The 26,462-nt window shown below is 64.6% G+C and carries 24 protein-coding genes; 9 read left to right on the top strand and 15 right to left on the bottom strand.

Annotated elements, in window-relative coordinates; all coding sequences use genetic code 11:
• Positions 1 to 29: 29 nt before the first annotated feature.
• From ehuC to ehuR, 4 genes are all read right to left on the bottom strand, one after another.
• Positions 30 to 689, bottom strand: coding sequence for an ectoine/hydroxyectoine ABC transporter permease subunit EhuC (gene ehuC, locus NKH97_RS05510; protein ID WP_023809047.1), 660 nt, complete (start codon positions 687 to 689; stop codon positions 30 to 32).
• A gap of 172 nt (positions 690 to 861) precedes the next feature.
• Positions 862 to 1,713 carry an ectoine/hydroxyectoine ABC transporter substrate-binding protein EhuB gene (gene ehuB, locus NKH97_RS05515; RefSeq protein ID WP_023809048.1) on the bottom strand — a complete coding sequence of 284 codons (852 nt, stop codon included), beginning with the start codon at positions 1,711 to 1,713 and terminating at the stop codon, positions 862 to 864.
• A gap of 87 nt (positions 1,714 to 1,800) precedes the next feature.
• The gene (gene ehuA / locus NKH97_RS05520) at positions 1,801 to 2,586 is read right to left on the bottom strand and encodes an ectoine/hydroxyectoine ABC transporter ATP-binding protein EhuA (RefSeq protein WP_023809049.1); all 786 of its coding nucleotides are present in this window, start codon (positions 2,584 to 2,586) and stop codon (positions 1,801 to 1,803) included.
• Positions 2,587 to 2,711: 125 nt separating this feature from the next.
• Complete coding sequence (gene ehuR, locus NKH97_RS05525; protein WP_023809050.1) at positions 2,712 to 4,097, bottom strand: MocR-like ectoine utilization transcription factor EhuR; 1,386 nt, start codon at positions 4,095 to 4,097, stop codon at positions 2,712 to 2,714.
• Positions 4,098 to 4,178: 81 nt separating this feature from the next.
• On the opposite strand from ehuR, the gene NKH97_RS05530 reads away from it, so the two are divergent.
• The 4 genes from NKH97_RS05530 (at position 4,179) to NKH97_RS05545 (ending at position 8,823) form a co-directional block, all read left to right on the top strand.
• Positions 4,179 to 4,670 (top strand): Lrp/AsnC family transcriptional regulator, encoded by a 492-nt coding sequence (locus tag NKH97_RS05530; RefSeq protein ID WP_023809051.1) that lies wholly within the window; start codon positions 4,179 to 4,181, stop codon positions 4,668 to 4,670.
• Between the two features lie 129 nt (positions 4,671 to 4,799).
• Positions 4,800 to 6,293: an NAD-dependent succinate-semialdehyde dehydrogenase gene (locus NKH97_RS05535; RefSeq protein WP_352795660.1), complete on the top strand. Its 1,494-nt coding sequence runs from the start codon at positions 4,800 to 4,802 to the stop codon at positions 6,291 to 6,293.
• Positions 6,294 to 6,331: 38 nt separating this feature from the next.
• Positions 6,332 to 7,711 (top strand): aspartate aminotransferase family protein, encoded by a 1,380-nt coding sequence (locus tag NKH97_RS05540; protein WP_352795662.1) that lies wholly within the window; start codon positions 6,332 to 6,334, stop codon positions 7,709 to 7,711.
• Positions 7,712 to 7,719: 8 nt separating this feature from the next.
• Complete coding sequence (locus NKH97_RS05545) at positions 7,720 to 8,823, top strand: alcohol dehydrogenase family protein (RefSeq protein WP_023809054.1); 1,104 nt, start codon at positions 7,720 to 7,722, stop codon at positions 8,821 to 8,823.
• A 12-nt stretch (positions 8,824 to 8,835) separates the two neighbouring features.
• On the opposite strand, the gene ocd is transcribed toward NKH97_RS05545, so the two are convergent.
• The 7 genes from ocd to NKH97_RS05580 form a co-directional block, all read right to left on the bottom strand.
• Positions 8,836 to 9,882, bottom strand: a complete 1,047-nt coding sequence (gene ocd, locus NKH97_RS05550) for an ornithine cyclodeaminase (protein ID WP_352795664.1) — start codon at positions 9,880 to 9,882, stop codon at positions 8,836 to 8,838.
• A 29-nt stretch (positions 9,883 to 9,911) separates the two neighbouring features.
• Positions 9,912 to 10,541: an FMN-binding negative transcriptional regulator gene (locus NKH97_RS05555; protein ID WP_352795666.1), complete on the bottom strand. Its 630-nt coding sequence runs from the start codon at positions 10,539 to 10,541 to the stop codon at positions 9,912 to 9,914.
• A gap of 4 nt (positions 10,542 to 10,545) precedes the next feature.
• Complete coding sequence (locus NKH97_RS05560; RefSeq protein WP_352795668.1) at positions 10,546 to 11,307, bottom strand: branched-chain amino acid ABC transporter permease; 762 nt, start codon at positions 11,305 to 11,307, stop codon at positions 10,546 to 10,548.
• A gap of 124 nt (positions 11,308 to 11,431) precedes the next feature.
• Positions 11,432 to 12,136: an ABC transporter ATP-binding protein gene (locus NKH97_RS05565; protein WP_023809058.1), complete on the bottom strand. Its 705-nt coding sequence runs from the start codon at positions 12,134 to 12,136 to the stop codon at positions 11,432 to 11,434.
• A gap of 4 nt (positions 12,137 to 12,140) precedes the next feature.
• Positions 12,141 to 13,307, bottom strand: a complete 1,167-nt coding sequence (locus tag NKH97_RS05570) for an ABC transporter substrate-binding protein (RefSeq protein WP_023809059.1) — start codon at positions 13,305 to 13,307, stop codon at positions 12,141 to 12,143.
• A 44-nt stretch (positions 13,308 to 13,351) separates the two neighbouring features.
• Complete coding sequence (locus NKH97_RS05575; RefSeq protein ID WP_245486042.1) at positions 13,352 to 15,193, bottom strand: branched-chain amino acid ABC transporter ATP-binding protein/permease; 1,842 nt, start codon at positions 15,191 to 15,193, stop codon at positions 13,352 to 13,354.
• A 14-nt stretch (positions 15,194 to 15,207) separates the two neighbouring features.
• The gene (locus NKH97_RS05580) at positions 15,208 to 16,374 is read right to left on the bottom strand and encodes an NAD(P)/FAD-dependent oxidoreductase (protein WP_023809061.1); all 1,167 of its coding nucleotides are present in this window, start codon (positions 16,372 to 16,374) and stop codon (positions 15,208 to 15,210) included.
• 145 nt (positions 16,375 to 16,519) lie between these two features.
• On the opposite strand from NKH97_RS05580, the gene NKH97_RS05585 reads away from it, so the two are divergent.
• Genes NKH97_RS05585 through NKH97_RS05605 form a run of 5 tightly spaced genes read left to right on the top strand, consistent with a single transcriptional unit; the run spans position 16,520 to position 21,501 of the window.
• Complete coding sequence (locus NKH97_RS05585) at positions 16,520 to 17,458, top strand: MurR/RpiR family transcriptional regulator (protein ID WP_023809062.1); 939 nt, start codon at positions 16,520 to 16,522, stop codon at positions 17,456 to 17,458.
• Positions 17,455 to 18,102 (top strand): cysteine hydrolase family protein, encoded by a 648-nt coding sequence (locus tag NKH97_RS05590; protein ID WP_023809063.1) that lies wholly within the window; start codon positions 17,455 to 17,457, stop codon positions 18,100 to 18,102. Before NKH97_RS05585 ends, NKH97_RS05590 begins: the two co-directional genes overlap by 4 nt.
• Complete coding sequence (locus NKH97_RS05595) at positions 18,099 to 19,421, top strand: type I glutamate--ammonia ligase (protein WP_352440721.1); 1,323 nt, start codon at positions 18,099 to 18,101, stop codon at positions 19,419 to 19,421. The genes NKH97_RS05590 and NKH97_RS05595 overlap by 4 nt, the downstream gene beginning before the upstream one ends.
• Positions 19,421 to 20,188 carry an N-formylglutamate amidohydrolase gene (locus NKH97_RS05600; protein WP_352440722.1) on the top strand — a complete coding sequence of 256 codons (768 nt, stop codon included), beginning with the start codon at positions 19,421 to 19,423 and terminating at the stop codon, positions 20,186 to 20,188. Before NKH97_RS05595 ends, NKH97_RS05600 begins: the two co-directional genes overlap by 1 nt.
• Entirely contained in the window at positions 20,185 to 21,501 is a 1,317-nt protein-coding gene (locus NKH97_RS05605) for an aspartate aminotransferase family protein (RefSeq protein ID WP_352440723.1), read from the top strand. The genes NKH97_RS05600 and NKH97_RS05605 overlap by 4 nt, the downstream gene beginning before the upstream one ends.
• A gap of 169 nt (positions 21,502 to 21,670) precedes the next feature.
• Here the strand turns inward: NKH97_RS05605 and curA are convergent, their stop codons facing one another.
• From curA to NKH97_RS05625, 4 genes are all read right to left on the bottom strand, one after another.
• Positions 21,671 to 22,690, bottom strand: coding sequence for an NADPH-dependent curcumin/dihydrocurcumin reductase (gene curA, locus NKH97_RS05610; RefSeq protein ID WP_352440724.1), 1,020 nt, complete (start codon positions 22,688 to 22,690; stop codon positions 21,671 to 21,673).
• A gap of 24 nt (positions 22,691 to 22,714) precedes the next feature.
• A complete protein-coding gene (locus tag NKH97_RS05615) occupies positions 22,715 to 24,037 on the bottom strand; it encodes an LLM class flavin-dependent oxidoreductase (protein ID WP_352795673.1) in 1,323 nt (440 codons plus the stop codon).
• 166 nt (positions 24,038 to 24,203) lie between these two features.
• On the bottom strand, positions 24,204 to 25,286 hold the full coding sequence (locus tag NKH97_RS05620; protein WP_352795675.1) for an amino acid ABC transporter permease: 1,083 nt from the start codon (positions 25,284 to 25,286) through the stop codon (positions 24,204 to 24,206).
• On the bottom strand, positions 25,283 to 26,431 hold the full coding sequence (locus NKH97_RS05625; RefSeq protein WP_352553657.1) for an amino acid ABC transporter permease: 1,149 nt from the start codon (positions 26,429 to 26,431) through the stop codon (positions 25,283 to 25,285). Before NKH97_RS05625 ends, NKH97_RS05620 begins: the two co-directional genes overlap by 4 nt.
• Positions 26,432 to 26,462 lie beyond the last annotated feature (31 nt).

A 26,462-nucleotide genomic window follows, 5' to 3' on the forward strand; every position in this document is an offset into this window, starting at 1 on the left:
AGCCCAATTTGTCAGAAGGGAATTGGCCATCAGGCACGCACCCCATCGAGGCCGCGCGCCATGCGTCGTTCCAGCGAGCGCACGCCCCACGAGATGAGCAGGGCGAGGACGAAATAGATGATCAGGATGGTGGTGAACGGCACCAGGGTGTTGCCGGTCTGGGCGCGCACCACCTGCGCCTGGAAGGTCAGGTCGGTGAGCGAGATCAGCGACACCACGGCGGTCGCCTTGAGCAATTCGATGGCATTGTTGCCAAAAGTCGGCAGCATCACCAGCAGCGCCTGCGGCAGGATGATGTGGCGCATGCCTTGCCAGCGGCCGAGATTGAGCGCTGTGCAGGCCTCATACTGTTCGCGGCCGATCGACTGGATGGCGCCACGCACCACTTCGGCGGCATAGGCGCCGACATTGAGGCCGAGCGCCAGCACGCCGGCCTGCAACGGGGTCAGCGAAATGCCGATGAAGGGCAGCACGAAATAGGCCCAGAACAACTGCACGAAGATCGAGGTGCCGCGGAAGAATTCGATGTAGGCGGTAGCCAGCGCGCGCAGCACGAAGAAACGCGACAGCCGCCCCATTCCGGCAAGAAAGGCCATGAACAGCGCAAGCACCGACCCCATCAGCGTCAGCTCGATGGTGACAAGCGCTCCCTGCAATATCAGGCCGAAATAGCCGGACCACTGGGTCATCTAATGTACTGTTCCACCTGGACGTTTGGTCGAAGCCCCCTCACCCGGCCTCCGCTACGCTCGGCCGACCTCTCCCCGGCGGGGAGAGGAGACCACCAGCGTCGGCGCCAGCCTCTTCTCCCCAGCCGGGAGAAGGTGGCCCGAAGGGCCGGATGAAGGGGTCTTCCTTACTTCACTTCGCCGCGCAGAGCTTGTCGCGGCTGGTCGACATCGCGGCCGCCGCCGAGAAGCCGTAGGGCTCGATGATCTTGGCGAACTCGCCTGATTTCTTCATCTTGGCCAGTTCTACGTCGAAGGCGTCGCGCAGTGCCTCGTCGCCCTTCTTGAAGGCGGCGCCGTCGCAATAGACCGGTGCGCCCTGCACCGGAGCGATGACTTCGAGGTTCGGATCGTTGGCCTTCTTGACCAGATCATTGATCGACAGGACGGGCAGCGAATAAGCGTCGATGCGGCCATCCTGAAGCATCTTCACGCCGCTCTGGCCATCCGGCACGACGATGACGCGATCGCGTGGCACGCCGGCATTGAGGGCGAGCTTCTCCTCAGTGCCGCCGCCCGGCGCACCGATGGTCGCAGTCGTATCCTTGGCGACATCCTCATAGCTCTTGAAGCCCTTCGGATTGCCCTTCTTCACCAACATCGCCTCGGCATCGCAAAGCACCGGCTCGGAATAGACGACGGCGGCGCAGCGTTCCGGCTTCATGAACAGGCCGGCGGTGACGACATCGAAGCGACCGGCCTGCAGGCCAGGGATCATGGCGCCATATTCGGAGATCGAAGCGGCGACGTCGGCGACGCCGAGCCGCTTGAATATCTCGCGGGCCACATCAGGCGCGGCACCCGAAACCTTGCCGTCGGCGGCGACCGCCGTATAGGGCGGCTCGTTGGCGATGGCGAGGCGGGCGAAACCTTGCGCCTTGAGCTGTTCGAGCTTGCTGTCATCGGCCGAACCCACGTTCGAGGCGGCCAGCACCGCCGCCAACGCAAGGCTGGCGACGCCAGCCAGAATGCCAAGTTTTTTCATTGTTCCCAACTCCTTGTTTCTTGTCTTGCTTTGTTACGAGGCGGCTCTCGCCACCTCGGGACGACTTCGTCGCCTTGGGCATTGCGGTCAGACGCGATGTCCGGCCGCGATGATCTTCTTCAGGAAGCCTTGCGTGCGCTCCTGCTTGGGATTGCGGAAAATCTCGTCGGGCTTGCCCTCCTCGACGATCCTGCCACGATCGAAGAACAGCACCCGGTCGGCGAAATCATGGGCAAAGCCCATCTCGTGGGTGACCAGCAGCATGGTCATGTCGGTCTCGGCGGCAAGCTTGCGCATGACGTTCATCACCTCCTCGACCAGCTCCGGATCGAGCGCCGACGTCACCTCGTCGAACAGCATGATCTTTGGCGACAGCGCCAGCGCCCGGGCGATCGCCACGCGCTGCTTCTGCCCGCCGGAAAGCTGTGCCGGCATGCTTTTCGCCTTGTCGGCCATGCCGACCATCTCGAGCAGTTCCATCGCCCGCTTTTCGGCGGCCGCACGCGGCGTGCCCTTGGTCAGCATCGGCGCCAGCGTGACATTGTCCATGACGCATTTGTGCGGAAACAGGTTGAACAGCTGGAAGACCATGCCGATCTTCTGGCGCATCCTTGTCAGGTGTCGCTCATCGGCGGGCAGCAACTGGCCGTTGCGTTCCATGTGATAGAGCTGCTCACCGTCGATCTGGATATGACCGCCATCGATGCGCTCCAGCGTCATCAGGATGCGCAGGATTGTCGTCTTGCCCGAGCCCGACGGGCCGATCAGTGCCAGCTTTTCGCCAGGCATGACCTGCATCGACAGGCCGTCCAGCACTTTGAAAGTGCCGAAGCTTTTTGAAATGGCGTCGATCTTGATGATGGGCGTGGGCACTGCAGTTCCCCGTCCTGGAGAGGTCTATGCTCTTAACGATGCGGAACGCGCCAAATCATGTCAATTGAGAAAATAATATCATGACAATTATTTCTGATTCCGCACAATTTCCGAGCAACCCCAGCCTAGATAGCGAGCAGCAGGTGTTCCGGATCGCCAAGCAGCAGCTTGGTGACAACGCCGAGGCCGGCGCGCAGTTCCCCCTCGGTGGTCGAACCCAGCGAGATACGCACCGCCGGATGCCACGGCGCAGCCGAAATACGGAAGGACGTGCCGGGTGCAATCGCCACACCCTGCAGGCGGGCCTGGGCGACAAAGCTTTCCTCGGCGCGGTCGGCCGGCAGTTGCAGCCAGACATGCAGCCCGTCTCGCCGGGCGCGATAGCCGACCCCCGCCAGCACTTGCGCTGCAATATCCTGCCGGCGCCGCAAAGCCGCGCGCTGCCAGTGGACAAGCTCCATCGCCGTCCCGTCGGTCACCCATTTTGTGGCGATCTCGGCCACCAGCGGCGTCGCCATCCAGTTCGAAACCAGATGCCGGTTGGCGACGGCGGCGACATAGCGGTCGGGTGCGACGAGATAGCCGATGCGCAGCCCGGGCACGGTGATCTTGGTGAAGGAGGTGACGTAGAGCGTGCGCTCCGGCGCGAACGCGGCAACCGGCGGCGGCCGGTCTTCGACCAGCGGACCGAGCACATCGTTCTCGATGATAGCGATGTCGTGCTTGCGCGCAACCGCCGCGATCTGCTCGCGCCGCGCCGCATCCATCAACGTCGCCGTCGGGTTGATCACCGAGGGCTGCACGAAGACCGCGCGGATGTCGGAAAGCCGGCAGGCTTCGTCCAGCGCTTCCGGGATCAGGCCGTTGTCGTCGATCGGCAGGCCTTCCAGGTTGAAGCCGAGATAGCGTGCCAACGGCACCAGCGTATGGTGGCCGATCGCCTCGGTGGCGACCGTCGAGCCCGGCGGGGCGACACTCATCAGCGCTACCGTCATGCCGGCGGTGGCGCCGTTGGTCAGGCTGATGTTCTGCGCGGAGGTGTCGAGACCGCACAGTTTCAGCCATTCGACCGCCACCGCGCGGTGGCGCGGAAACACCATGTTGGGCCGAAACGACAGTGCCGAACTCGACGGCAGGTTCTCGGCCAGCCAGCCCAGCGCCTGCTTCAGCCGCTCCAGATGCATCGGCTCGCAGACCGGCTTCAGGATCGACAGATCGATGACTTCGCCGAGCCGCTCCGGCAGATAGGGCGGTTCCGGCTCGCGGCGCTGCGTCTGGACGAAGCTGCCGCGGCCGATCTCGCCCGAAATCAGCCCGCGGCGGATCAATTCCTCATAGGCGCGGCTCACCGTCTGCACAGAAAGCTTGAGGTCGTCGGCCAGACGTCGATGGGTCGGCAGCCGCGCGCCATTGGCGAGGCGCCCGTCATGGATGGCGCGCGCGAACTGGTCGGCCAGCGATTGATAGGCCGGGCGCCGGATGAGCGCGGGATCGGGTTGCCACAATGTCATGACTTATTAGAGATCGAAATCAGTGCAATTGACAATCGAAATAATGCGCCGTCATGGTACTCGGACGAAAAGTGAGCTCTGATGACATCCGCGAAACTCGACCCGATCGACCTGAAAATCCTCGACGCCATCCAGCGCGACGGACGCATCACCAAGTTGGCGCTGGCCGAGCAGGTCGGCCTGTCGCCGACGCCGTGCTGGATGCGGCTGCGCAAGCTGGAGAAGGCCGGCATCGTCTCGGGCTATCACGCCAGGATCGCCATGCGCGTCGTCGCACCCGTTGCCACCGTCCTGATGGAGGTGACGCTGGCAAACCACCGCCAGGCCGATTTCGACCGCTTCGAGCGCGTCATCCGCGATGTTCCCGAGATCGTCGCCTGCTGGTCTGTCGGCGGCGGCGTCGACTATGTGGTGAAGGTGATGGCGCGCGACATCGACGCCTATCAGCGGCTGGTCGATGGCTTGCTCGAACGGGAAATCGGCATCGACCGCTACTTCACCTACATCGTCACCAAGACGGTGAAGGACGAGATCGCGCTGCCCATAGCCGACCTGCTGCCGGCGTCGGCTTAAGGCGGAGAGATCATCTGTCGGGGCGGGACAAAAGAGAGAGTCTCTCTCCTTCGAGGCATCCAAACAGCCTCTCTATCTGCATCGGGCGGATAGTCTTCCCGCATCAGTCCGAACCGGGAGGTCTCGACCATGTCCGCGCATTTCGCCCGCTCGCATCGCCATGAAGCGCTCGACCGCCTGACCGACCGCCGGCTGCTGCGTGAACTCGCCTATGTCGATGGCCACTGGACGGCAAGCGAAGCCGCTGAAAGCTTCGAGGTCACCGATCCGGCCACCGGCACGACTGTCGCTTTCGTCGCCGCGCTAGATGCACGGCAGACGACAAAGGCGATCGATGCCGCCGCACGCTCCTTTCCGGCATGGCGGTCGCTGTTGCCGCAGGAGCGCTCCAAAATCCTGCGCAAATGGTTCGAGTTGATCATCGGCGCCAAGGATGATCTGGCTCTGCTGATGACGCTGGAACAGGGCAAGCCGCTGCAGGAATCGCTGGGCGAGATCGACTACGCCGCCTCTTTCATCGAGTGGTATGCCGAGGAAGCAAAACGCCTGAACGCCGAGAGCGTCACCAGCCATCTGCCGAACGCCGAAATGATCGTGCGGCGCGAGCCGCTCGGTGTCGTCGGCATCGTCACGCCGTGGAACTTTCCGTCGGCGATGCTGACCCGCAAGGCTGCGGCAGCCCTTGCCGCCGGCTGCACCATCGTTGCGCATCCGTCCTCGGAAACACCGCTGTCGGCGCTGGCGCTGGCCGAACTCGGTGAGCGCGCCGGCCTGCCCGCAGGCGCCTTCAACATCGTCACCGGCAAGGCTTCGACCATCGTCGGGCGGATGTGCGAAGACCCGCGCGTTCGCGCCATGAGCTTTACCGGCTCGACCGAGATCGGCCGGCTGATCGCCGCGCAGAGTGCTGCGACCATGAAGCGGCTGGTGATGGAGCTTGGCGGCCATGCCCCGCTGATCGTCTTTGCCGATGCCGATCTGGACAAAGCGGTTGATATCGCCATCGACGCCAAATTCGCCACGTCGGGCCAGGACTGCCTCGCCGCCAACCGCATTTACGTCCAGCGTCCGATCTACGATCGGTTCTGCGCCGCCTTCGCCAAGCGCATCGAGACGCTGCGGACCGGCAATGGCCTTGCAGATGACATTGACATCGGGCCGCTGATGCATAAGCGCGCCATCAAGAAGGTGGAAGAGCAGGTCGCAGACGCGCTGACCCATGGCGCGCGCTGCCTCACCGGCGGCAAGCGACATCAGGCTGGCCCCCTGTTCTACCAGCCGACACTGCTGGCCGATGTTTCCGACGAGGCGCTGATCATGCGCGAGGAGACGTTTGGCCCGGTTGCCGCCGTGACGCCGTTCGACAGCGAGGATGAAGTGATTGCCCGCGCCAACGCCACCGAGTATGGCCTCGTCGCCTATGTCGTAACGGAGAATGGTGGCCGGCAGCAGCGCATGGGCCGCGCGCTCGACTACGGCATGGTCGCCATCAACCGCGTCAAGATCACCGGCGCGCCGATCCCGTTCGGCGGCGTCAAGCAATCGGGCATCGGGCGCGAAGGCTCGCGCCACGGACTCGAGGCTTTCACCGATCTCAAATATCTCTGCCTCGATGTAGCTTAAGCTGCACCGGAATCACCCTTTTGTCAGGAGTTAAAAGAATGCTCGACCAGTCCAACGAACTCGCCGCCTGGGATCGCGACCACTTCTTCCATCCCTCGACGCATATGGGCACGCATGCGCGGGGCGAAAGCCCGACGCGCATCATGGCCGGCGGCGAAGGCGTCACCGTCTGGGACAACAATGGCAGGAAGAGCCTCGATGCCTTCGCCGGCCTCTATTGCGTCAATGTCGGCTACGGCCGCCAGAAGATCGCCGACGCCATCGCCGCCCAGGCGAAGAACCTCGCCTACTACCACGCCTATGTCGGCCACGGCACCGAAGCCTCGATCACGCTCGCCAAGATGATCATCGACCGCGCGCCGCAAGGCATGTCGAGGGTCTATTTCGGCCTCTCAGGCTCGGATGCCAACGAAACCAACATCAAACTGATCTGGTACTACAACAACGTGCTCGGCCGGCCGGAGAAGAAGAAGATCATCTCGCGCTGGCGCGGCTATCACGGCTCGGGCGTGATGACGGGATCGCTGACCGGGCTCGACCTGTTCCACAACGCCTTCGACCTGCCGCGCGCGCCGATCCTGCACACCGAGGCGCCTTATTATTTCCGCCGCGCCGACCGCTCGATGAGCGAGGAGCAATTTTCGCAGCATTGCGCCGACAAGCTCGAGGAGATGATCCTGGCTGAGGGCCCGGAAACGGTCGCTGCCTTCATCGGCGAGCCGATCCTGGGCACCGGCGGCATCGTGCCGCCGCCGGCCTTCTATTGGGAAAAGATCCAGGCGGTGCTTAAGAAGTACGATGTGCTGCTGGTCGCCGACGAAGTGGTGACGGGCTTCGGCCGGCTGGGCACCATGTTCGGCTCCGACCACTACGGCATCAAGCCGGACCTGATCACCATCGCCAAGGGCCTGACCTCGGCCTATGCGCCGCTGTCGGGCGTCATCGTCGCGGACAAGATGTGGCAGGTGCTGGTTGAAGGCTCCGACAAACTCGGTTCGCTCGGCCATGGCTGGACCTATTCCGCGCATCCGATCTGCGTTGCCGCCGGCGTCGCCAATCTCGAACTGATCGACGAGATGGATCTTGTGACCAATGCCCGCGAGAAAGGCGCCTATTTCCGCGCGGATCTCGCCAAGGCGGTCGGCGGCCAGAGGTATGTCGGCGACGTCCGCGGCGACGGCATGCTGGCGGCGGTGGAGTTCGTCTCCGACAAGGACGACCGGGTGTTCTTCGACGCTTCGCTCAAGATCGGGCCGCAGGTGGCGACGGCGCTTGCCGCAAGCGGCGTCATCGGCCGCGCCATGCCGCAGGGCGACATTCTGGGCTTTGCGCCGCCGCTCTGCCTGACCCGCGAGGAAGCCGACATCGTCGTGTCGAAGACAGCCGATGCGGTGAAAAACGTGTTTGCCGATCTCTGAGAGTGACTATGAATGCCATGACCAGGACCCTCCCCGCCACCATGGCCGCCGTGCTGCTGACCGGGCACGGCGGACCGGAAAAACTCGTCTACCGCAGCGACGTGAAAGTGCCCTCGCCCGCTCCCGGTGAAGTGCTGGTCAAGGTCAGCGCTTGCGGGATGAACAACACCGATGTCTGGGTGCGCCAGGGCGCCTATGGCACGGAGGAGGACGCTGCCGCCGTGTCGACATGGCGCCGCCAGGGCAACACGCTTGTTTTCCCGCGCATCCAGGGCACGGACACCGTCGGTATCGTCGCCGCTGTCGGCGAAGGAGTGTCGCCGGACCGTATCGGCGAACGGGTGATGGTCGATTTCTCGATCTACAATCGCGACGACGATTCGCTCGCCGACATCGACTATATGGGCCACGGCCGCGACGGTGGTTACGCCGAATACCAGGCGGTGCCGGCCGAGAACGCTCATGTCATCGACACCGACATGAGCGATATCGAACTCGCCACCTTCTGCTGCGCCTACCTGACCGGTGAACAGATGCTGGAGCGCGCCGCGCTCAAGGCCGGCGAGCGCGTGCTGGTCACCGGCGCCTCGGGCGGCGTCGGCTCCGGCATCGTGCAATTGGCACGGGCGCGCGGCGCCATCCCCTATGCCGTCGTCGGCAAGGGCAAGGAGCAGGCGGTGCGCGACATCGGCGCAGAGGCTGTCATCACCCGTGGCGTTGCCGACCTGCCGCATGCCGTGAACGAGGCGACCGGAGGCCAGCCGATCGACGTTGTCGCCGACCTCGTTGGCGGTGCCATCTTCAATGACCTCCTGCGTATTCTCAGGCCCGAGGGCCGCTACACCACGGCTGGCGCAATCGCCGGCCCGGTCGTGCAGCTCGATCTCAGGACCATGTACCTGAAGCAATTGCAGCTGCATGGCTCAAGCCAGGGCACGCGCGCGGATTTCCGCCGCATCGTCGGGCACATCGAGGCGAAAAAGATCCGGCCGCTGGTCGGCGGCGTCTACAAGCTCTCCGATTTCCACCATGCGCAAGCGGATTTCATCGCCAAGGATTTCGTCGGCAAGCTGGTGGTGGTGCCGGATGCCATGTGGGGTTCGGCTATCTGAACGACCGATGTCTCAACCCTGCTGGGCCGCCCGCAGCAGCATGCCGAACAGGTCGCGCGGCTCGTCGGGGTCGGCCAGCATGTCGAGTTCCTGATAGAGGCCGGTCGAGCGCAGTTGATCCCTGACGTAACGCAGTGCCGAAAAATCCTCGATGGCGAAACCGACCGAATCAAACAGCGTGATCTGGGTCGCATCGCGCCGGCCTTGTACGGCGCCCGACATCACCTGCCACAGCTCGGTCACCTTGTGATCTGGTGCAAGCTGCTGGATCTCGCCCTCGATGCGCGTCTGCGGCGGATATTCGACGAAGATGTCGGAGCGCAGCAGGATATCGCGGTGCAGTTCGGTCTTGCCGGGACAGTCGCCACCGACGGCGTTGATGTGCACGCCGGAGCCGACCATGTTGTCGGTGAGGATGGTGGCGCACTGCTTGTCGGCGGTGACGGTGGTGATGATGTCGGCCCCTTCTACCGCCTCTTGCGCGGTGCCGCAGGCGACCATGTCGAAGCCGAGGCCGGCCAGATTGCGGATGCATTTTTCGGTGGCCTTGCGATCGATGTCGTAAAGCCTCAGCCTGTCGACGCCGAGCAGCGCCTTGAAGGCTACCGCCTGGAATTCGGCCTGAGCGCCGTTGCCGATCAGCGCCATGCAGTCGGAGCCAGTCGGCGCCAGGTACTTGGCGGCCAGGGCCGACATCGCCGCCGTGCGCAGCGCGGTCAGGATGGTCATTTCCGACAGCAATACGGGGTAGCCATTGTGGACATCGGCGAGCATTCCGAAGGCGGTCACCGTCTGGCGGCCCTCGCGCATGTTCTTGGGGTGCCCGTTGACATATTTGAAGCCATAGACCTCGCCGTCGCTGGTCGGCATCAGCTCGATGACGCCTTCGGCGCTGTGCGAGGCGACGCGCGGCGTCTTGTCGAACAGTTCCCAGCGGCGGAAATCGTCCTCGATGTAGCCTGAGAGTTCGACGAGGAAGCGCTCGACGCCGATCTTCAGCACCAGCTTCATCATGTGGTCGACGCTGACGAAGGGGACGATGTTGAGATTGGGAATCATTTTTTCTTGTCCTTGCCGCATGCAGCCGGTCAGTCCTGGCGATGCGCGTTGTGCGTCTTCATCATCGTTGCCAGCGCAGGGTCATTTTGCTCCAGCGCCCTGATGGCTCCGCCTGTGTCGTAGAGGCGCTCATCCTGACCCATCTTGAACTTGGCCTCGAGCCGATCGATCGGCAGGTCAAACCCTATGACACCAGGTATGCGCCGCTCCATGCCGCCAGGGCCGAGCTCGCGCATGCGCCAGCGATCCTCGCGATCTTTCTCCAGCACGTCGACAAGCTGCAAGAGATGCCGGGCGGTGGCATGATCGTCGAGCGGAACCGGATGCCCATGACAATGCACGACGGCAAAGTTCCAGGTCGGCGCGCTGTCGCGCACCGGATTGCGCGGATACCAGGACGGCGAGATGTAACCATGCGGACCGTGGAAGATGGCGGCCGTCTCCCTGCCTTCGCTGATCAAGGTGCTGTGCGGATTGGCCCTGGCGAGATGCGAGACCAGCGTTCCGTTTTCACCACGCGCGCGATCGAGCACGAAGGGAAGATGCGAGACGGCAAGGCCCTGCGGTCCCGCTGTCACCACCGTGGCAAAGGCCGCGGCCTCGATCAGGCCGAACACCTCGTCGCGCGACAGCGGCGCAAATTCAGGCTTTGTATACATCAGGTCAGCTTCGCTGGGCGCGAACCGCCGGGATCAGGCCTTGCGGGCGAACCAGCAGCACGGCGATGACGCCCGACAGCACGATGGCGTCGCGATAAGGGGCGATCGCTCCCGGCAATGTCGCCTGCAACAGCACCTCGATGATGCCTAGCAGGAAACCGCCGGCTACAGCACCGGGCAGGCTGCCGAGCCCGCCGACGACGGCGGCGATGAAGGCCTTCAGCACCGGCGTGAAGCCCATCAGCGGATCGACCGAGGCACGCTGCGCCACCCACAGCATGGCCGCCAGCCCGGCCAGCAGGCCGGAGAGCAGAAAGGCGGTGGCGATGATGCGGCTGGCCGGAATGCCCATCAGGCGCACGACGTCGAAATCTTCCGCCGCGGCGCGCATCGCCGTGCCGGTCACCGAGCGGCGAAGGAAGACTTCCAGCGCAATCAGCGCCAGTGCGGAGACGACGATGGAGATGCTGGGACCGACGCCGATGGTGAAATCGCCGAAGGAGAAGGCGCCGGTCATCCAACCGGGCATGGCGACAGCTTGCGGCCGCGCCGAAATGCCGTTCTGGAATACGACCTTCAACAGGCTGGAGACGGCAAAGCTGGTCAACAGCAGGCTGGTGACGCTGGCGCCGCGCATCGGCCTGAAGGCGATACGCTCCATGGCGACAGCGGCGAGCGCGCCGCAGGAGACGGCGACAAGCACGGCTACCGGGAAGGGAAAGCCGAGCACCAGCGAGGCCAGAAGCGCGTAGCCCGACAGCGTCATCAGCTCGCCATGGGCGAAGTTGATGAGGCCGACGATGGAAAAACGATCGCCAGCCCGAGCGCCAGCAGCGCATAGACGCCGCCGAGGCTCACCGCATTGATGATCTGCTGCGCGATCATGCTTCTCAAGCTCCCAAATAGGCCTGGCGGACGAGGTCCGAGGAGGCGAGTTCTTTTGCCGTGCCGGCCAGCACCACTTCGCCATTGGCGAGCACGACGGCGCGGTCGGCGATTTCGAGCGCCAGCGCCACATTCTGTTCGACCAGAAGGATGGTCAGGCCCTTGCGGCGCAGTTCGGCGATCAGGTCGAAGACGGTGTCGATCAGTTGCGGGGCAAGGCCGAGCGAGGGCTCGTCGAGCAGGATCATGCGCGGCTTGCCCATCAGCGCGCGGGCGATGGCCAGCATCTGCTGTTCGCCGCCCGACAGATTGCCGCCCTTGACGCGATGGTAGCGGCGCAGGATCGGGAACAACTCCAGCATCTCCTCCTCGCGCAGCCTTGCCTCGGCCGCCGGCTGATGCACCGCGCCGCCGAGACGCAGATTGTCGGCCACCGTCAGGCTGGCGAAGATACGGCGGCCTTCGGGAACCAGCGCGACGCCCTTGCGGGCTATCGCCTCCGGCGCCAGGCCGGTGATGTCGACACCGTCGAAGACCACCTTGCCGGATGCCGCCGGCACCAGCCCGGCGACGGCGCCGAGCGTCGAGCTCTTGCCGGCGCCGTTGGCGCCGACCAGCGCGATGATCTCGCCGCTGCCGACGGTGAGGTCGACGCGGCGCACCGCCTCGACCTCGCCGTACCGGATTTTCAGGGCTTCGACGCTCAGCATGACATCACGGCGCGGGAACGTCGGCAGCGTCGGGGATCAGTGTCTGGACATGCTTGCCCTCGCCGCCCTCGTAGCGCATCAGCGCCACTGGCCGCAACGGCATGCGATCGGTGCCGGCATAGGTGATCTTGCCGGTGATGCCTTCGAAATCCTTGAGGCCGGCGATGGCGTCGCGGATCGCCTTCGGGTCGTCGGAGCCGGCCGTCTTGACCGCCTGGTCGAGGATCAGGCCGATCTCGTAGCCATTGACCTCATAGGTCGATTCCGGTGCGTGGCCGGCATATTTGGTGAAGGCGGCGTTGAAGGCCTCTAGCTTGCTGCCCGGCTCGGCATAGCCGGCCGCGGTGTAGACGACGCCGTCGACCAGCTTGCCGAGCGCCTTGATGGTCGGCGTGCCGATGGCATCGGCGCCATAGACCGGGATGGTGACGCCGGCGCCGCGCAATTGCTGGATGAAGGCCGGGAAATCCGGCTCGTAGGCCGCCGTCATGATCAGGTCGGGCTTGTCGGCCAGGCCCTTGATGTTGGTGATCTCGGCGGAAAAGTCGGGCTGGCCCATGCTGAAGGTGCCGCGGCCGACAATGGCGCCGCCCTTCTTCTCGAACACTTTGCCGAAATATTCCGGCAGATTGGCGGTGTAGGTGGAGTCCGGCGAGGTCAGCAGGAACACCTTCTTCTTGCCTTCGGAGACGGCAAAGTCGGCGACCGCCGTCGCCTGCACATTGTCGGCCGGATAGGTGCCGAACATGACGTCGCCGACCGCGCCGGTCAGCACCGGGGCGGAGCCGCACAGCGTCAGGGTCGGAATGCCGAGCGGCTGGGTGAGCTGGCCGGCGGAAATCGAGGGATCGGCATCGCACGGCGTGATCATGATCTTGGCGCCGGCGTCGATCAGCTCCTGGGCGACGGTGGCGGTCTGCGCGGTATCGGAGCGCGTGTCCTTGATCAAAAGCTTGACGGTGTATTTGCCGCCGAGCCCGCCCTTGGCGTTGAGTTCGTCGAGCGACATGCGCAGGCCGGCAAGTGCCGGCTGGTCGTAAGGGGCAAGGCCGCCGGTCTGCGCGGTCGCGGCACCGATGATGATCTCCTCGGCGCTGGCCGTCGAAATGGCGGCGATGCCGAACACGGCAGCGCACAGGGCGGCGCGATGGAGGCGATAGAGGCTTGGCATGTCGGTTCTCCTTCTGGATTTTTATGATTGGTTGTCGTTGCAGGTCATGCGGTCTGGTTTTCAGCTGTTGCGGTCTTGGCACGCGCCGTGCGGCTGCCGAGATAGGCGGCGATCACGGCGGGGTTCTTCTGGACGTCGCCGGGCGTGCCGTCAGCGATGACGCGGCCATGATCGATGACGACGATGCGCTCGCACAAATTCATCACCAGCCGCATGTCGTGTTCGATCAGCACGACGCCGATGCGGCGCTCCGCGCGAACCGTCGATAGAATCGAGACCAGTTCGGCGGTCTCGACGGCGTTCATGCCGGCGGCCGGCTCGTCGAGCAGCAGGAAGCGTGGCCTCAACACCAGGGCGCGTGCCACTTCGAGCCGGCGGCGCTGGCCATAGGCAAGCCTGGCGGCCGGCTGATCGGCAAATCTCTCCAGCCCCATGCGCGCAAGCTCGCTCATCGCCGCCGCCTCGGCATGGCCGAGATCAGGTTCCACCTGGCGTGCTGCGACAACGACATTTTCGAGCACCGTCATGTGCGGAAAAACGCGGATGTTCTGGAAGGTGCGGGCAACGCCGGAGCGGGCGAAGCGAAAGGCCGAAGCCTGCCGCACCGCGCCGCCGACAGACACCGTGCCGGTGCTTGGCTGGACATCACCGGCCAGCATGTTGAGCAGCGTGGTCTTGCCGGCGCCATTGGGACCGATAATGCCGGTGATGCTGTCTGTCCCGAAGCTCAAACTGACGTCATCGACGGCAACGACGCCGGCATAGCGGCGCGACAGATGGTCGGCGGTGAGCCGGTCACTCTCGACATGCTGCGGAGGTGCCGCCGAAGCCGTCACGGCCTGGCGTCCCGGCCGGCGCAAAAGGTTGAGCTCACGCTCGCCGAACAGACCGGTCGGGCGTCGCCAGATGACCAGGATCATGGCGATGGCCAGCACGCCCTGGGTCAAGCCGAACAGGACAGGCAGATGCAGGCCGAGCACCTCGCCGCCGCCCTCGAAGCGGCGCACCACTTCGACCAAAACGATGGTGACGATGACGCCGGCGAAAGCGCCGAGCGACGAGGTCATGCCGCCGACGATCAGCATGGCGAGCATGGTGAAGCCGAGGTCGAAATAGAAATCGCGCGGCGAAAACGCGCCAAGGAATTGCGCCATCATGGCGCCGGCGGCCATGGCGGCGACGACGCCCGCCACCCAGGCGGCCAGACGCGCCGTGCGCTGGTCGACGCCGACGGCGGCCGCACCACGCTCGTCATTGGCGGCGGCGCGGGTGGCAAGGCCGAAGGAGGTTTCGCGAAACAACCTCGCCGCCACCAGCGCCACCGAAGCGACAGCGGCAGCCGTCCACAGCCCGACCTCGCGCGGCACGCCGTAAAATGGCTGGCTGCCGCGGGTGATTTCGCGTCCGGCGACCAGCAGCGTGTAGACGATGATCAGCATGGCAAGCGTTGCGATCGAAGCGCTCGATCCGGAAAGCCTGAGCAGCGGCGTGCCGGTCAACAGGCCGACGATGACCGCGAGAGCAAGGACGACGGCCAGCGCCGCGACAAAGGAGAGTTGATGGCCTGCGAGGAATTGCGGCAGGTCGCGCAGCGCCGTTCGCTGCAATGCGGTCGGCATGGTGAGGATGCCCGTAGCGTAGGCGCCGAGGCCGACAAAGGCGGCCTGGCCGAACGAGACGATGCCGCTGTTGCCGGAGAATATCTGCAGGCCAAGCACCGCCGTCAGCATGATCGCTGCATAGGTGACCACACGTTGCATGGCGGCGCTGCCGAAGACAAAGGCGGCAAGCGCCACCAGCAGCAGCACCGCGACCATGCACAGGGCATCGGCGGTGGCGTTGCGAAACGCGGCCGGCATGAGGCCGCGTGAGTTGCTCTCGCTCATCGTCGGCGACGCCATCACGCGGCCCTGAAGCGATCGGGCGAAAACGGCGCCAGGATCGGCTGTGCTCCCTCGGTGACCAGCCTGGCCACGGCCTCGCCGACGGCTGGACCGGTCTTAAAGCCGTGGCCGGAGGATCCGGCAGAAACGACCAGCCCTTCGACCCCAGGCATGGCGCCGATGACAGGCAGATCGTCGGGGCTCATGTCGTAGAGCCCGGCATAGCCGGGGCGGATGCCAAGTTCGGCCATGGCCGGCAAGCGGGTGGCGAAGGTCTCCAGGATCTCGACCGATTCAGCTTCCTCGACACCTTCCATGTAGTTGTCGGGATTTTCGACAAGGCGCGGACGGCCTGCATGCTCATGGCGCAGGCCGGTGCCGCCGCCGGCCCAGGTGCCGGCCAGGATGACGCCGTCATTGTCGGGCCGTGCATAGTTGCAGGAAATGTCGTCGCACCAGGCGAACGGCATGACCTGCCTTGCCTTGCCGGCAGCGTCCAGCACGGCCATCGGATGGCGCTCGACATGCAGCGGCAGATCGAGGCCCACTGTCGCCAGCAGCCGGCGCGTCCATGGCCCGGCGGCCAGGACGACGGTACCGGCTTCCAGCACCGTTCCATCGGTCAAGGTGACGCCGGTGATGCGGTCGCCCTGCCGCTGGAGGCTCTCGACCAACGTGTTCTGCATGATCCCAGCACCGTTGGCGCGGGCGGCACGGGCGATGGCGTTGGTGGCGCCGAAGGCATCGGCGTAGCCATATTCCGGCTCCCACAGCGCCATTGCGACATTGTCCAGGACAAAGCCGGGTGCCGCGTCGGCAAAGGCCTGCGGCGACAATGTCTCGATGCGCGCGCCCTCGCCGCGGATGCGTTCGGCTGCCGCCGTCCAACTCACCTTGTTGTCGTTGCCGCAGACCCACATCATGCCGATTTCGGTGACAAAGGATCCTTCGCCCGCGATTTCCGGCAGCGACACCAGGATCTCTCGGCCACGGATGGACAGCTGCGACAGTTCCGGCATCAGGTAGAAGGCGTGCAGCAGCGCCGACGATTTGCCCGACGGGCCGCCGGCGGGGTGGGTCTGCTCGACCAACGTGACCTTCACACCGGCCTTGGCCAGATGATAGGCGGCGCTCGATCCGACAATACCGGCACCGACGACGATGACGTCGCTTCCGTTTCGCATGGCTGTTCCCCACAGTCTCTTGGCTGCTTTCCGACAAGGTAGGGCCAGCGATCACACAATGTCAACATCTCTTCATTGTTGACCAAGATTTAAATCTCTGTAATAAACTCGACAAAACAAGAGAACATGGATTTCGGGGAGGCCCATGGCGATACGCGATGTTCTGATGCGCGGGGATCTTGCGCTGACGCCGTCGGAAGAGAAGATCGTCCGGCTGCTGTTGACGGACTATCCGACCTCCGGCCTCGGCACCGCTTCGTCGCTTGCGCGGCGCGCTGGCGTCAGCGATCCGACCGTGGTGAGGCTGGTCGTAAAACTCGGCTATGAAGGGTTTCCGGATTTCCAGGCGAAGCTTCTGGCCGAAGTCGAGGCAAGACTGCACTCGCCGCTGCTGATGATGGAGGCCAAGCGGCAGAGCGGTTCCAACGACAGCGCCGTGCTGGCCTATCTCGATAGCGTCACCACGGCCTTGCAGAAAGCCACCGCCGCGACACCCATCCAGACATACGAACGGGCGGCCCGCCTGCTGATGGAGGTCAAGGGCGAGGTCGTGCTGGTTGGCGGCCGGTTCAGCCGCCACATCGCCGGCATGCTGGCCGGCTATCTCGTGCAGTTTCGCTCCGGGGTTCGCGATCTTGGTGTGCTCTCCCCGCAGACCTTCGACACGCTCGCCGACCTCGACCGCCGCGACGTGCTCGTCGTGTTCGACTATCGCCGCTATCAGCTTGATGTGATGGCCTATGCGAGCCAAGCGGCGGCGCTCAATGTGCGCATCGTCCTGTTCACCGACCAATGGCTGTCGCCGATATCAGATCTCGCCGAAGTCACCATCGTCAGCCCGCTCGAAGTCGCCTCGCCCTACGACACGCTGGCGCCGGCGATCGCCCAGATGGAGGCGCTGGTCGCCCATATCGTTTCGACGCTGGGCGACGAGGCCCGCGCCCGCATCGAGCGGCTCGAAAGGGTGCGACATGCCAATGCCGTGACGCTCGACAGCGACCCGCAAGAGAACGGCGCGCGCAAGATACCCGGACCCCGCAAGACGCCGGGACCCAAATCAGCAAAGCAGGACGACAAAGCATGACCCAGGCCCTACCCAAACGAGACGAAGCCTTCCGTGCCGGCGAAACGGCACTGCTGCTCGTCGACATGCAGCGCATCTGGCTGGAGCCGGGCGCCGATCCGTCGCATCCGGAGCGTGGCCCCGATCACTATTTCTACCGGCAGACATCCTCGCGGACGATCCCCAACCAGGAGCGCCTGCTGGCCGCGGCGCGGGCCAATGGCGTCGAGGTGCTGCACACCATCATCCAGAGCCTGACCGAAGACGGCCGCGACCGCTCGCTCGACCACAAGCTGACGCCGATCCATATTGCACCCAGCCTCCCCGAGGGACTGCCGGTGGCATCGCTGGCGCCGGTTGGCGACGAGATCATGCTGCCGAAAACGTCGTCGGGCATCTTCAATTCGACCAATGTCGACTATCTCCTCAAGAACCTCGGCATCCGCTATCTCGTCGTGGTCGGCGTGCTGACCGATCAATGCGTCGACATGGCGGTGCGCGACGGCGCCGACCGCGGCTATCTCGTCACCTGCGTATCGGATGCTTGCGCCACCATCACCCAGGAACGCCACGACATCGCGCTCAAGGCCTTCGGCGGCTACTGCTGGGTGGCCGACACCGACACGGTCGTCGACCGCTTCAACGCTTTGGGAAAACCGGCATGACATCGACCGTCGAGCCTCTGGTTGCCGTCGTCACCACGGATCTCTCCGCCGTCACGCGGGGCCGTTTCGTTGCCGAAAGCAAGTTGCAGAAGACCGCCACGACCGGGGTCGGCTGGCTGCAGGCCAATCTGTCGCTGACGCCGTTCAACTCGATCGTCGATCCCAACCCCTGGGGCTCGTCGGGCGACCTGCGGCTGATCCCCGATCTCAAGGCGCGCTTTCGCACGACACGCACCGGATCGGCGACGCCGTTCGACATGGTCGCCGGCGACATCGTCGAGCTCGACGGCAGCCCATGGCTCGGCTGCACCCGCACGATGCTCAAAGAGGCGTCGGCCGATTTGAAAGCCGCGACCGGCCTGTCGGTCATCGCCGCCTTCGAGCATGAATTCAACGTCGCCGACGGCGGCTTCGCGCCGGCGCATTCGATGTCTTTCGCCGCGCTCAGGCGAACCGACCCCTTCGCGCCCAACCTGATGGCGGCGCTGGAGGAGGCCGGCGTCGCACCCGAAGTGGTCATCGCCGAATTCGGCGACGAGCAGTTCGAGGTGACGCACGAGCCGGCGGACGCGCTGACGGCAGCCGACCGCGCCGTCGCCATCCGCGAAATCACGCGCGAACTGGCGCGCAATGCCGGCTGGCGTGCGAGCTTCGCGCCCAAAACCGCGCCAACTGCCGTCGGCAACGGCGTCCACATCCATTTCAGCTTCGTCGACGAGGCCGGCAAGCCGGTGACATACGATCCGGCACTGGCGGGCGGCCTTTCCGCCAAAGCCGGCGCCTTCTGTGCCGGCGTGCTGCGCCATCTGCCTGGAATGACCGCGATGACGGCGTCGAGCGTGTCGTCCTTCTACCGGCTGAAGCCGCACAGCTGGAGTTCGTCCTATACCTGGCTCGCCGACCGCGACCGCGAGGCGTCGCTGCGCATCTGCCCGACAGTGACGATGGGGGGGCGCGATCCGGCGCGGCAGTACAATATCGAGTACCGGGCGGCGGACGCCACCGGCAATCCCTATCTGTCGCTGGCGGCGATTATCCGCGCCGGGCTGGAAGGGCTGAAGGCGGGCCTGCCGTCGCCACCTTTGGTCACCGGCGACCCGACGCTGATGAGCGAGGCGGAGCGCGCAAGTCTCGGTCTAGTGCGCCTGCCCGAAACCCTGCCCGCGGCACTGGACGCGTTGCTGGCCGACGGCACCGTGACGGGATGGTTCGCGCCTGTCTTCATCGACACTTTCGTCGGCCTCAAACGACATGAAGCCGAGCGTCTTGCCGGTCTCGATCCGGCCTCCATCTGCGATCTCTACCGGACGCTCTATTGATGACCGCACGGACCGAAAAAGATTGGCCGGAGGCCGTCGAGGTCCTCAACGAGCACGGCCGTTCCGATATCGTGCTGTTGTGCGAGCATGCCTCCAACCACATGCCGGCCGAGTATCGACAGCTCGGCCTCGATGCCAATCATCTGCAGCGCCACATCGCCTGGGATATCGGCGCCGCCGAGGTGACCCGCCTGCTGTCCGCGAAGCTCGATTCACCAGCTTTCCTCAGCGGCTACTCCCGGCTGCTGATCGACCTCAACCGGCCGCTCAATACCCAGGGCAGCATTCCGGTGCTGTCGGAAGATACCGGCATTCCCGGCAATGTCGGCATCGACGCGACGGAGCGGACCCGGCGTGCCGAGATCATCTTTTCGCCGTTTCATGACCGGGTGACCGCGCATCTCGACTGCCGGGCACAGGCAGGCCGGCGGACGCGGATCGTGACGATCCATTCCTTCACGCCGGTCTTCCTCGGTGTCAGCAGACCCTGGCATGCCGGCGTGCTGCACGACCAAGCAAGAGATCTCGCCGAAGCGATCCTTTCGGGCCTGCGCACCGACGCCGGGCTCAATGTCGCGGCCAACGTGCCCTATGTGATCAGCCGTGACGCCGACTACGCCGTGCCCATCCATGGCGATGATCGCGGCATCGCCGCCGTCCTCATCGAGATCCGGCAGGACCTTTTGTCGACACGGCGCGGCATCGAGGAATGGGCGGACCGGCTGGCGGCGGCACTGCCGGCACAGAAGGCGGAGAAAGTGTCGTGAGCAATCTCAGCTTGCGCGAACGTGACGCCGCGACCATCGCCCAGATCGGCAAGCTGCGTTTCTCGCCGCTCAGCGTCATCGGCGGCCGGGGCAACCGGCTGATCGAGGAAGACGGCCGCTCCTTGCTCGACCTTTCGGGATCGGCCGGTCCGGCGGTGCTCGGCTACGGCCATCCGGCCATCGTCGAAGCGGTCGAGACGTCGATCCGCGACATGGCCGGCGCCAGCCTGCTGCTCTACCCGAACGAGCCCGCCGTATCGCTGGCGGAGCGGCTGCTGGCGATTACGCCCGGAGAAGGCGAACGGCGCGTCTGGTTCGGCCATTCCGGGTCGGATGCCAACGACTGCGCGGTGCGCGTGCTGCAGGCGGCCACCGGCCGTTCGCGCTTCATCTCGTTCATCGGCTCCTATCACGGAAATCTCTCCGGCTCGATGGGCATCAGCGGCCATACCGCCATGACCCACACGCTACCCCGGCCGGGCGTGCTTCTGCTGCCTTATCCCGATCCGTTCCGACCGAATTTCAGCAGCGACGACGTGCTTGCGCTGCTCGACTACCAGTTCGAGACCACCTGCCCGCCGCATCAGGTCGCGGCGGTGTTCATCGAGCCGTTGATGTCGGATGGCGGGCTGATCGTGCCGCCGCCTGGCTTTCTCAAGGCATTGCAGGAGCGTTGCCGCAGGCACGGCATCAAGATTGTCGTCGACGAGGTCAAGGTCGGGCTCGCTCGCAGCGGCATGATGCACTGCTTCCAGCATGAAGGACTGACGCCGGACCTCGTCGTCTTCGGCAAAGGCATCGGCGGTGGCTTGCCGTTGTCGGCCGTGATCGGCCCTAAGGAGATCATGGACCATGCGCCGGCCTTCGCGCTGCAGACAACCGCCGGCAATCCGGTGGCGACATCGGCCGGCAACGCGGTGCTGAAGACGATCGAGACGGACGGCCTGGTCGAGCGCTCGGCGCGGATCGGCATGCTGTTTTCCGACGCGCTGCGAGCCCTTGCCGCCAGGCATGAGATCATCGGTGATGTGCGCGGGCGCGGCCTTGCCATCGGCGTCGAACTGGTCAAGGGCCGCACGACACGTGAGCCGGTTGCGGCGGCGACCACGGCCAAGATCATCTATCGCGGCTATGAGCTGGGTGCAGCCTTCACCTATGTCGGGTTGAAGGCCAATGTGCTGGAGTTCATGCCACCGCTGACGCTGACGGAAGACGAAGTGGCGGAGGGCGTGGCGATCGTCGACCAGGCGATCGCCGACGTCAACGCCGGCGAGGTCTCGGACGCGGACGTCGCCTCCTTCATGATGTGGTGAACAGAAAGGCGCGGCCACGGCTGCGGCAGAAATTGCCTAGAGCAGTTCACCGTTTCACGGAAACGGCGACCCGCTCTAACTCCTTGTTTTTACGCAATCCGGACGGAAAAGCGTTTCACACTTTTCCTGAAATTGCTCGAGGCAGCCCCGACTGATTGTTGCGCAGCAACTATTCCGCGATACGCACGATCAGCTTGCCGAAATTCCTGCCTTCGAGAAGGCCAAGAAAGGCCTGTGGCGCATTTTCGATGCCATCCACGATATCTTCCCTGTATCGAACCCGGCCGGATGCTATCCAGTCGGCCATCTCGCGGTAGAAGGCCGGGCGCTGGTCGACAAATTCGCGCTGGATGAAACCCCTGATCGTCAGGCTGCGGTGCAGCACTTGCTGCATCAATGTCGGCAACCGGTCGGTGCCGGCATCCGCGATGACGTTGTACTGCGCGATCAGCCCGCAGACCGGCACACGCGCAAACTCGTTCAACAGCGGAAACACCGCGTCCCAGACAGGACCGCCGACATTCTCGAAATAGATGTCGATGCCGCCGGGGCAAGCTGCCTTCAACTGCTCTGCAAAATCGTCGGCCCGGTGATCGACGACCGCGTCAAAGCCCAGCTCGTCTCGCACGAAGGCGCACTTTTCGGCACCGCCGGCAATGCCGACGGCACGCGCTCCCTTGATGCGCGCGATCTGGCCGACGGCCGACCCGACCGCACCGCTGGCGGCCGCCACGACGACCGTTTCGCCAAGCTTCGGCTGTCCGATGGTGAGCAGACCGGCATAGGCGGTGAAGCCCGGCATTCCGAGCACACCCAGTGCGGTCGTGATGGGCGCCGCCGCGGGATCGAGCTTGCGCAGCCCAACACCGTCGGACAATGCAAAACTCTGCCATCCGGAGTGGGACAGGACGATGTCGCCTTCAGCAAATTCCGGATGGCGAGAGATCATCACACGCGCGACGGTGCCGCCCTCCATCACACCGTCGACATCGACCGGCCTGGCATAGGATTTGGTGGCGTTCATACGACCGCGCATATAGGGATCGAGCGACAGATAAAGGATCTGCAACAGCAGTTCGCCCTCTCCCGGCTGGTCAAGGTCAACCGTCTCGATGCGGAAATGATCCGGCTTCGGCCGGCCTTGCGGTCGCGCCGCGAGCACGATGCGGGTGTTGGACTGGATTGACATGGAGACCTCTCCGCGAAGGATGTTCTACTCGAAAAACCGGTTGGGCGGCCGCTTCAGGCCGAGATTCTCGCGCAGTGTCGACCCCTCATATTGCCGCCTGAAGATGCCTCTCCCTTGCAATTCCGGCACCACTTTCTCGGCAAAATCATCGAGCCCTGCCGGCAGGTAGGGAAACATGATGTTGAACCCGTCGGAGCCCTCGGCAACCAGCCATTCCTCCATCTCGTCGGCGATTGTTTCAGGCGTGCCGACAAAAGCAAGCCCGGAATAGCCGCCCAGCCTTTGCGCAAGCTGCCTAACGGTCAGGTTCTCCTCGCGCGCCAGTTCGATGACGCGCTCGCGGCCACTCTTCGAGGCATTGGTCTCGGGGATTTCGGGCAAGGGCGCGTCGGGATCAAAACCGGACGCATCATGTCCGATCGCGATCGACAGCGAGGCGATGCCGCTCTCGTAATAGACGAGGCTGTCGAGCTTAGCCCGTTTGGCCTGCGCGTCCTCGACGCTGTCGCCGACCACGACAAAGGCACCGGGCAGGATTTTGATGTCGTCGCGCGAGCGGCCAAGTTTCTCCGCACGGCCTTTGACGTTGGCGAAGAAACGCTGCCCCGAGGCGAGATCGGCATGGGCGGCGAAAATGACTTCCGCCGTTTCGGCAGCCAGCTGTCGCCCCGCCTCCGAGGCGCCGGCCTGGACGATGACCGGCCAGCCTTGGATAGGCCGCGAGATGTTGAGCGGACCGCGCACCGAAAGATGCTCGCCCTTATGGTCAAGCACATGCAGCTTTGCGGGGTCGAAATAGAGCCCGCTTTCGGCGTCGCGGATGAATGCATCGTCGGCGAAGCTGTCCCACAGGCCGGTGACGACATCGTAGAATTCCCGTGCCCGCCGATAACGCTCATCATGCTCGACATGCTCGTCGAGGCCGAAGTTCAGCGCCGCGTCAGGGTTGGACGTGGTGACGATGTTCCAGCCGGCGCGTCCGCCGCTGATATGGTCCAGCGAGGCGAAGCGGCGGGCAACATGATAGGGCGCGTCGAACGTCGTCGATGCGGTAGCGACCAGCCCGATATGGTCGGTGACGGCGGCGAGCGCCGACAGCAGCGTGAATGGCTCGAACGACGTGACAGTGTGGCTGCGCCGCAGCGCCTCGATCGGCATGTTGAGAACGGCCAGATGGTCGGCCAGGAAGAACGCGTCGAATTTCGCCGCCTCCAGCGTCTGGGCGAAGCGTTTCAGATGCGCGAAATTGAAATTGGCATCGGGATAGGCGCCCGGGTAACGCCAGGCGCCGGTGTGCAGACTGACGGGGCGCATGAAGGCGCCGAGGCGCAATTGTTTTCGTGTCATGTGGCGGATATCTCGGACGTTGGAGATTGAACAAATCTCGACGAGGATCGACCTCCATCAAGGCACGGGGAAGGTATTGCGTTCCCCCGCCACGCGCTTCCGCAGCATTCGCTTCCCCGCCGCCAGCGCAAAATGGCACAGCGCTCCGCCGGCGAGCTTTATGGGCTCAGTGTCGCTGCGACCGGCGCAGATATGTCTCCAGCCAGAGGCTGTAGCGTGAGCCGCCGAAGCACAGCACGAAATAGATCAGCGCAGCGAACAGATAAGCCTCGTCGTAGTAGCCGAGCCACTGCGGATCGGCCGCCGAGGATCGGGCCGCATTGAGCAGGTCGAAAATGCCGATGACGGCAAGCAGCGATGTCGCCAGCAGGAAGCCGATCGCCAGATTGACCATGCCGGGAATGACCAGACGCAGCGCCTGCGGCAGGACAACGAGCTGCATCGTGCGCCAATAGCCGAGGCCAAGCGCGGTCGCGGCCTCGTGCTGGCCCGCCGGTATTGCCTGGAGGCCGGCACGAACGACCTCGGCGACATAGGCCGACCAGAACAGCGTGATCATGATCATCGCCCGGACATTCTTGTCGATCAGCTGGCCATTCGGAATGGCCATTGGCAGGATGAGCATCGCCACATAGAGGATGGCCACCATCGGCGTGCCACGCATCAGTTCGATAAAGGCGATCGCAAGCGTGCGCAGGCCGCCCATGCCGGAACGCCGCGCCAGGGCGAGCAGGATCGCCAGCGGCGTCGCCAGTCCGAAGCAGACCGACCATACGAACAGCGTCACGGCCAGCCCGCCCCACTGGTTCGATGGGACGGCGGGAGGCACCAGCGTGCAGGACATCAAGATCCAGCTGGCGACGACGACGACAGGCCAGGCGACGAGCAATCCCTTGCGCCAAAATCGCGGCTGAGCGGTGATGACGAGGAGCCCCAGCAGCAGCACCATGACGACGAGCGGGCGCCATTGCAGCGCCGGCGGATAGAAGGCGAACAGGATGAAGCGGAATTTCGCCCCCACGAACGCCCAGCATGCGCCGTTGGCGAGTGCACAGTCGGCTGAGGTTCCGGTCCATGTCGCGTCGAATACGCCCCAGCGCAGCAGTGGCGGTACGATCCAGCCCAGCAACGCCACCGTAACCAGGGTGATGACTGAATTGAGCGGGGTGCCGAAAAGCCCGATCTTCAACGTCCGCAGCGTTGCCGACGATCGCCACGGTCGTAGGTAAACAGCGTCGGAGATGCTCATGTCCTCGCAATTCCTCTGAGAGCGACACGCCGGTTGTAGTGGTTCATGGCGGCCGATACGGACAGGTTGATCGCCAGATAGATGCCTATCAGCAGTGTCAGCGCTTCCAGCGACTGCCCGGTCGTGTTGGCGGTGGTGTTGATGATGCTGACGAGATCAGGGTAGCCGATGGCAACCGCAAGGCTGGAATCCTTGGTCAGGTCCAGGTAGCTGGAAGTTGTCAGCGGCGTGATGACGCGCAAGGCCTGCGGCAGCACGACGAGCCGCATGATCTGGCCGCTGTGCAGGCCAAGCGCCCGGGACGCTTCCCATTGGCCACGGTCGACCGACTGGATGCCGGCTCGCACGATCTCGGCGATTGCCGCCGAAAACTTGACCACCAGGCCCGTCAACAGTGCCGTGAATTCCGGCGTCAGATTGTAGCCGCCGCGAATGTTGAAGCCAGCCAGCGCCGGTATCTCCCAACTCGCACCGGCTCCGGTTAGAGGAAAGGTCAGCACAACGCCAGCCAGCAGCCCCGCGGTTGCGATGCCCAGCCGCCTGGCAGGCAAGCTGCCCTCGCGCCGCGCCCTCCAAAGGAAAGCCATATAGGCCAAGGCGAGGCCGACAAGCAGCCAGAGCGTCGGCGCCGACACACCATGAAAGGCGAGCCCGGGAACGAACACGCCCCGGTTGGTGAGGAAGAAACTGCCGAAGACCGAGAGCGCCTGGCGTGGCGAGGGAAACGATTTTGCCAGCGAAATCCAGAAGAACAGCTGAAGCAGAAGCGGCGTGTTGCGGACGATCTCGACATACCAGCGCACGAGCGCGGCCAGCAACAGATTGCCTGAGAGGCCGGCAACACCGAGAGCAACGCCGAGGATCGTGGCGAGCAGACATCCAAGCGCTGCCACCGTCAGCGTGTTCAGAAGACCGGCCAGGATCGCGCGCGCATAGGGGTCGCCCGCCCTGAAGGCGATCGGCGCCTCGCCGATCTCGAAATTCGCCGGCCTGCCGAGGAAGTCGAACCCCGGCGTGATGCCGATGCGCGCCATGGTCGCGGCGGTGTTGTGGCCGAGCAGCCAGAACAGGGCGATGACAGCCGCGATCACCGCGATCTGGGTCAGCGGCCAGTCGCCCCACCACCTGGACAACTTGCGTAACATGCCGGGTCCGTCTGGACCCGGCACGGTTTCG

This window comes from Mesorhizobium sp. M0870, assembly GCF_040319775.1.
Classification (GTDB): Bacteria; Pseudomonadota; Alphaproteobacteria; order Rhizobiales; family Rhizobiaceae; genus Mesorhizobium.

Bases quoted from the DNA above. Each gene is read 5' to 3' on its own strand.
- NKH97_RS05600 (WP_352440722.1), top strand. From the start codon at position 19,421: ATGACCGCACGGACCGAAAAAGATTGGCCGGAGGCCGTCGAGGTCCTC.
- NKH97_RS05590 (WP_023809063.1), top strand. From the start codon at position 17,455: ATGACCCAGGCCCTACCCAAACGAGACGAAGCCTTCCGTGCCGGCGAA.
- NKH97_RS05580 (WP_023809061.1), bottom strand. From the start codon at position 16,374: ATGCGAAACGGAAGCGACGTCATCGTCGTCGGTGCCGGTATTGTCGGA.
- NKH97_RS05575 (WP_245486042.1), bottom strand. From the start codon at position 15,193: ATGAGCGAGAGCAACTCACGCGGCCTCATGCCGGCCGCGTTTCGCAAC.
- NKH97_RS05535 (WP_352795660.1), top strand. From the start codon at position 4,800: ATGTCCGCGCATTTCGCCCGCTCGCATCGCCATGAAGCGCTCGACCGC.
- NKH97_RS05625 (WP_352553657.1), bottom strand. From the start codon at position 26,431: ATGTTACGCAAGTTGTCCAGGTGGTGGGGCGACTGGCCGCTGACCCAG.
- curA (WP_352440724.1), bottom strand. From the start codon at position 22,690: ATGTCAATCCAGTCCAACACCCGCATCGTGCTCGCGGCGCGACCGCAA.
- NKH97_RS05565 (WP_023809058.1), bottom strand. From the start codon at position 12,136: ATGCTGAGCGTCGAAGCCCTGAAAATCCGGTACGGCGAGGTCGAGGCG.
- NKH97_RS05555 (WP_352795666.1), bottom strand. From the start codon at position 10,541: ATGTATACAAAGCCTGAATTTGCGCCGCTGTCGCGCGACGAGGTGTTC.
- ocd (WP_352795664.1), bottom strand. From the start codon at position 9,882: ATGATTCCCAATCTCAACATCGTCCCCTTCGTCAGCGTCGACCACATG.
- NKH97_RS05530 (WP_023809051.1), top strand. From the start codon at position 4,179: ATGACATCCGCGAAACTCGACCCGATCGACCTGAAAATCCTCGACGCC.
- NKH97_RS05545 (WP_023809054.1), top strand. From the start codon at position 7,720: ATGAATGCCATGACCAGGACCCTCCCCGCCACCATGGCCGCCGTGCTG.
- NKH97_RS05585 (WP_023809062.1), top strand. From the start codon at position 16,520: ATGGCGATACGCGATGTTCTGATGCGCGGGGATCTTGCGCTGACGCCG.
- NKH97_RS05615 (WP_352795673.1), bottom strand. From the start codon at position 24,037: ATGACACGAAAACAATTGCGCCTCGGCGCCTTCATGCGCCCCGTCAGT.
- ehuB (WP_023809048.1), bottom strand. From the start codon at position 1,713: ATGAAAAAACTTGGCATTCTGGCTGGCGTCGCCAGCCTTGCGTTGGCG.
- ehuC (WP_023809047.1), bottom strand. From the start codon at position 689: ATGACCCAGTGGTCCGGCTATTTCGGCCTGATATTGCAGGGAGCGCTT.
- NKH97_RS05595 (WP_352440721.1), top strand. From the start codon at position 18,099: ATGACATCGACCGTCGAGCCTCTGGTTGCCGTCGTCACCACGGATCTC.
- NKH97_RS05540 (WP_352795662.1), top strand. From the start codon at position 6,332: ATGCTCGACCAGTCCAACGAACTCGCCGCCTGGGATCGCGACCACTTC.
- ehuR (WP_023809050.1), bottom strand. From the start codon at position 4,097: ATGACATTGTGGCAACCCGATCCCGCGCTCATCCGGCGCCCGGCCTAT.
- NKH97_RS05560 (WP_352795668.1), bottom strand. From the start codon at position 11,307: ATGACGCTGTCGGGCTACGCGCTTCTGGCCTCGCTGGTGCTCGGCTTT.
- NKH97_RS05570 (WP_023809059.1), bottom strand. From the start codon at position 13,307: ATGCCAAGCCTCTATCGCCTCCATCGCGCCGCCCTGTGCGCTGCCGTG.
- NKH97_RS05620 (WP_352795675.1), bottom strand. From the start codon at position 25,286: ATGAGCATCTCCGACGCTGTTTACCTACGACCGTGGCGATCGTCGGCA.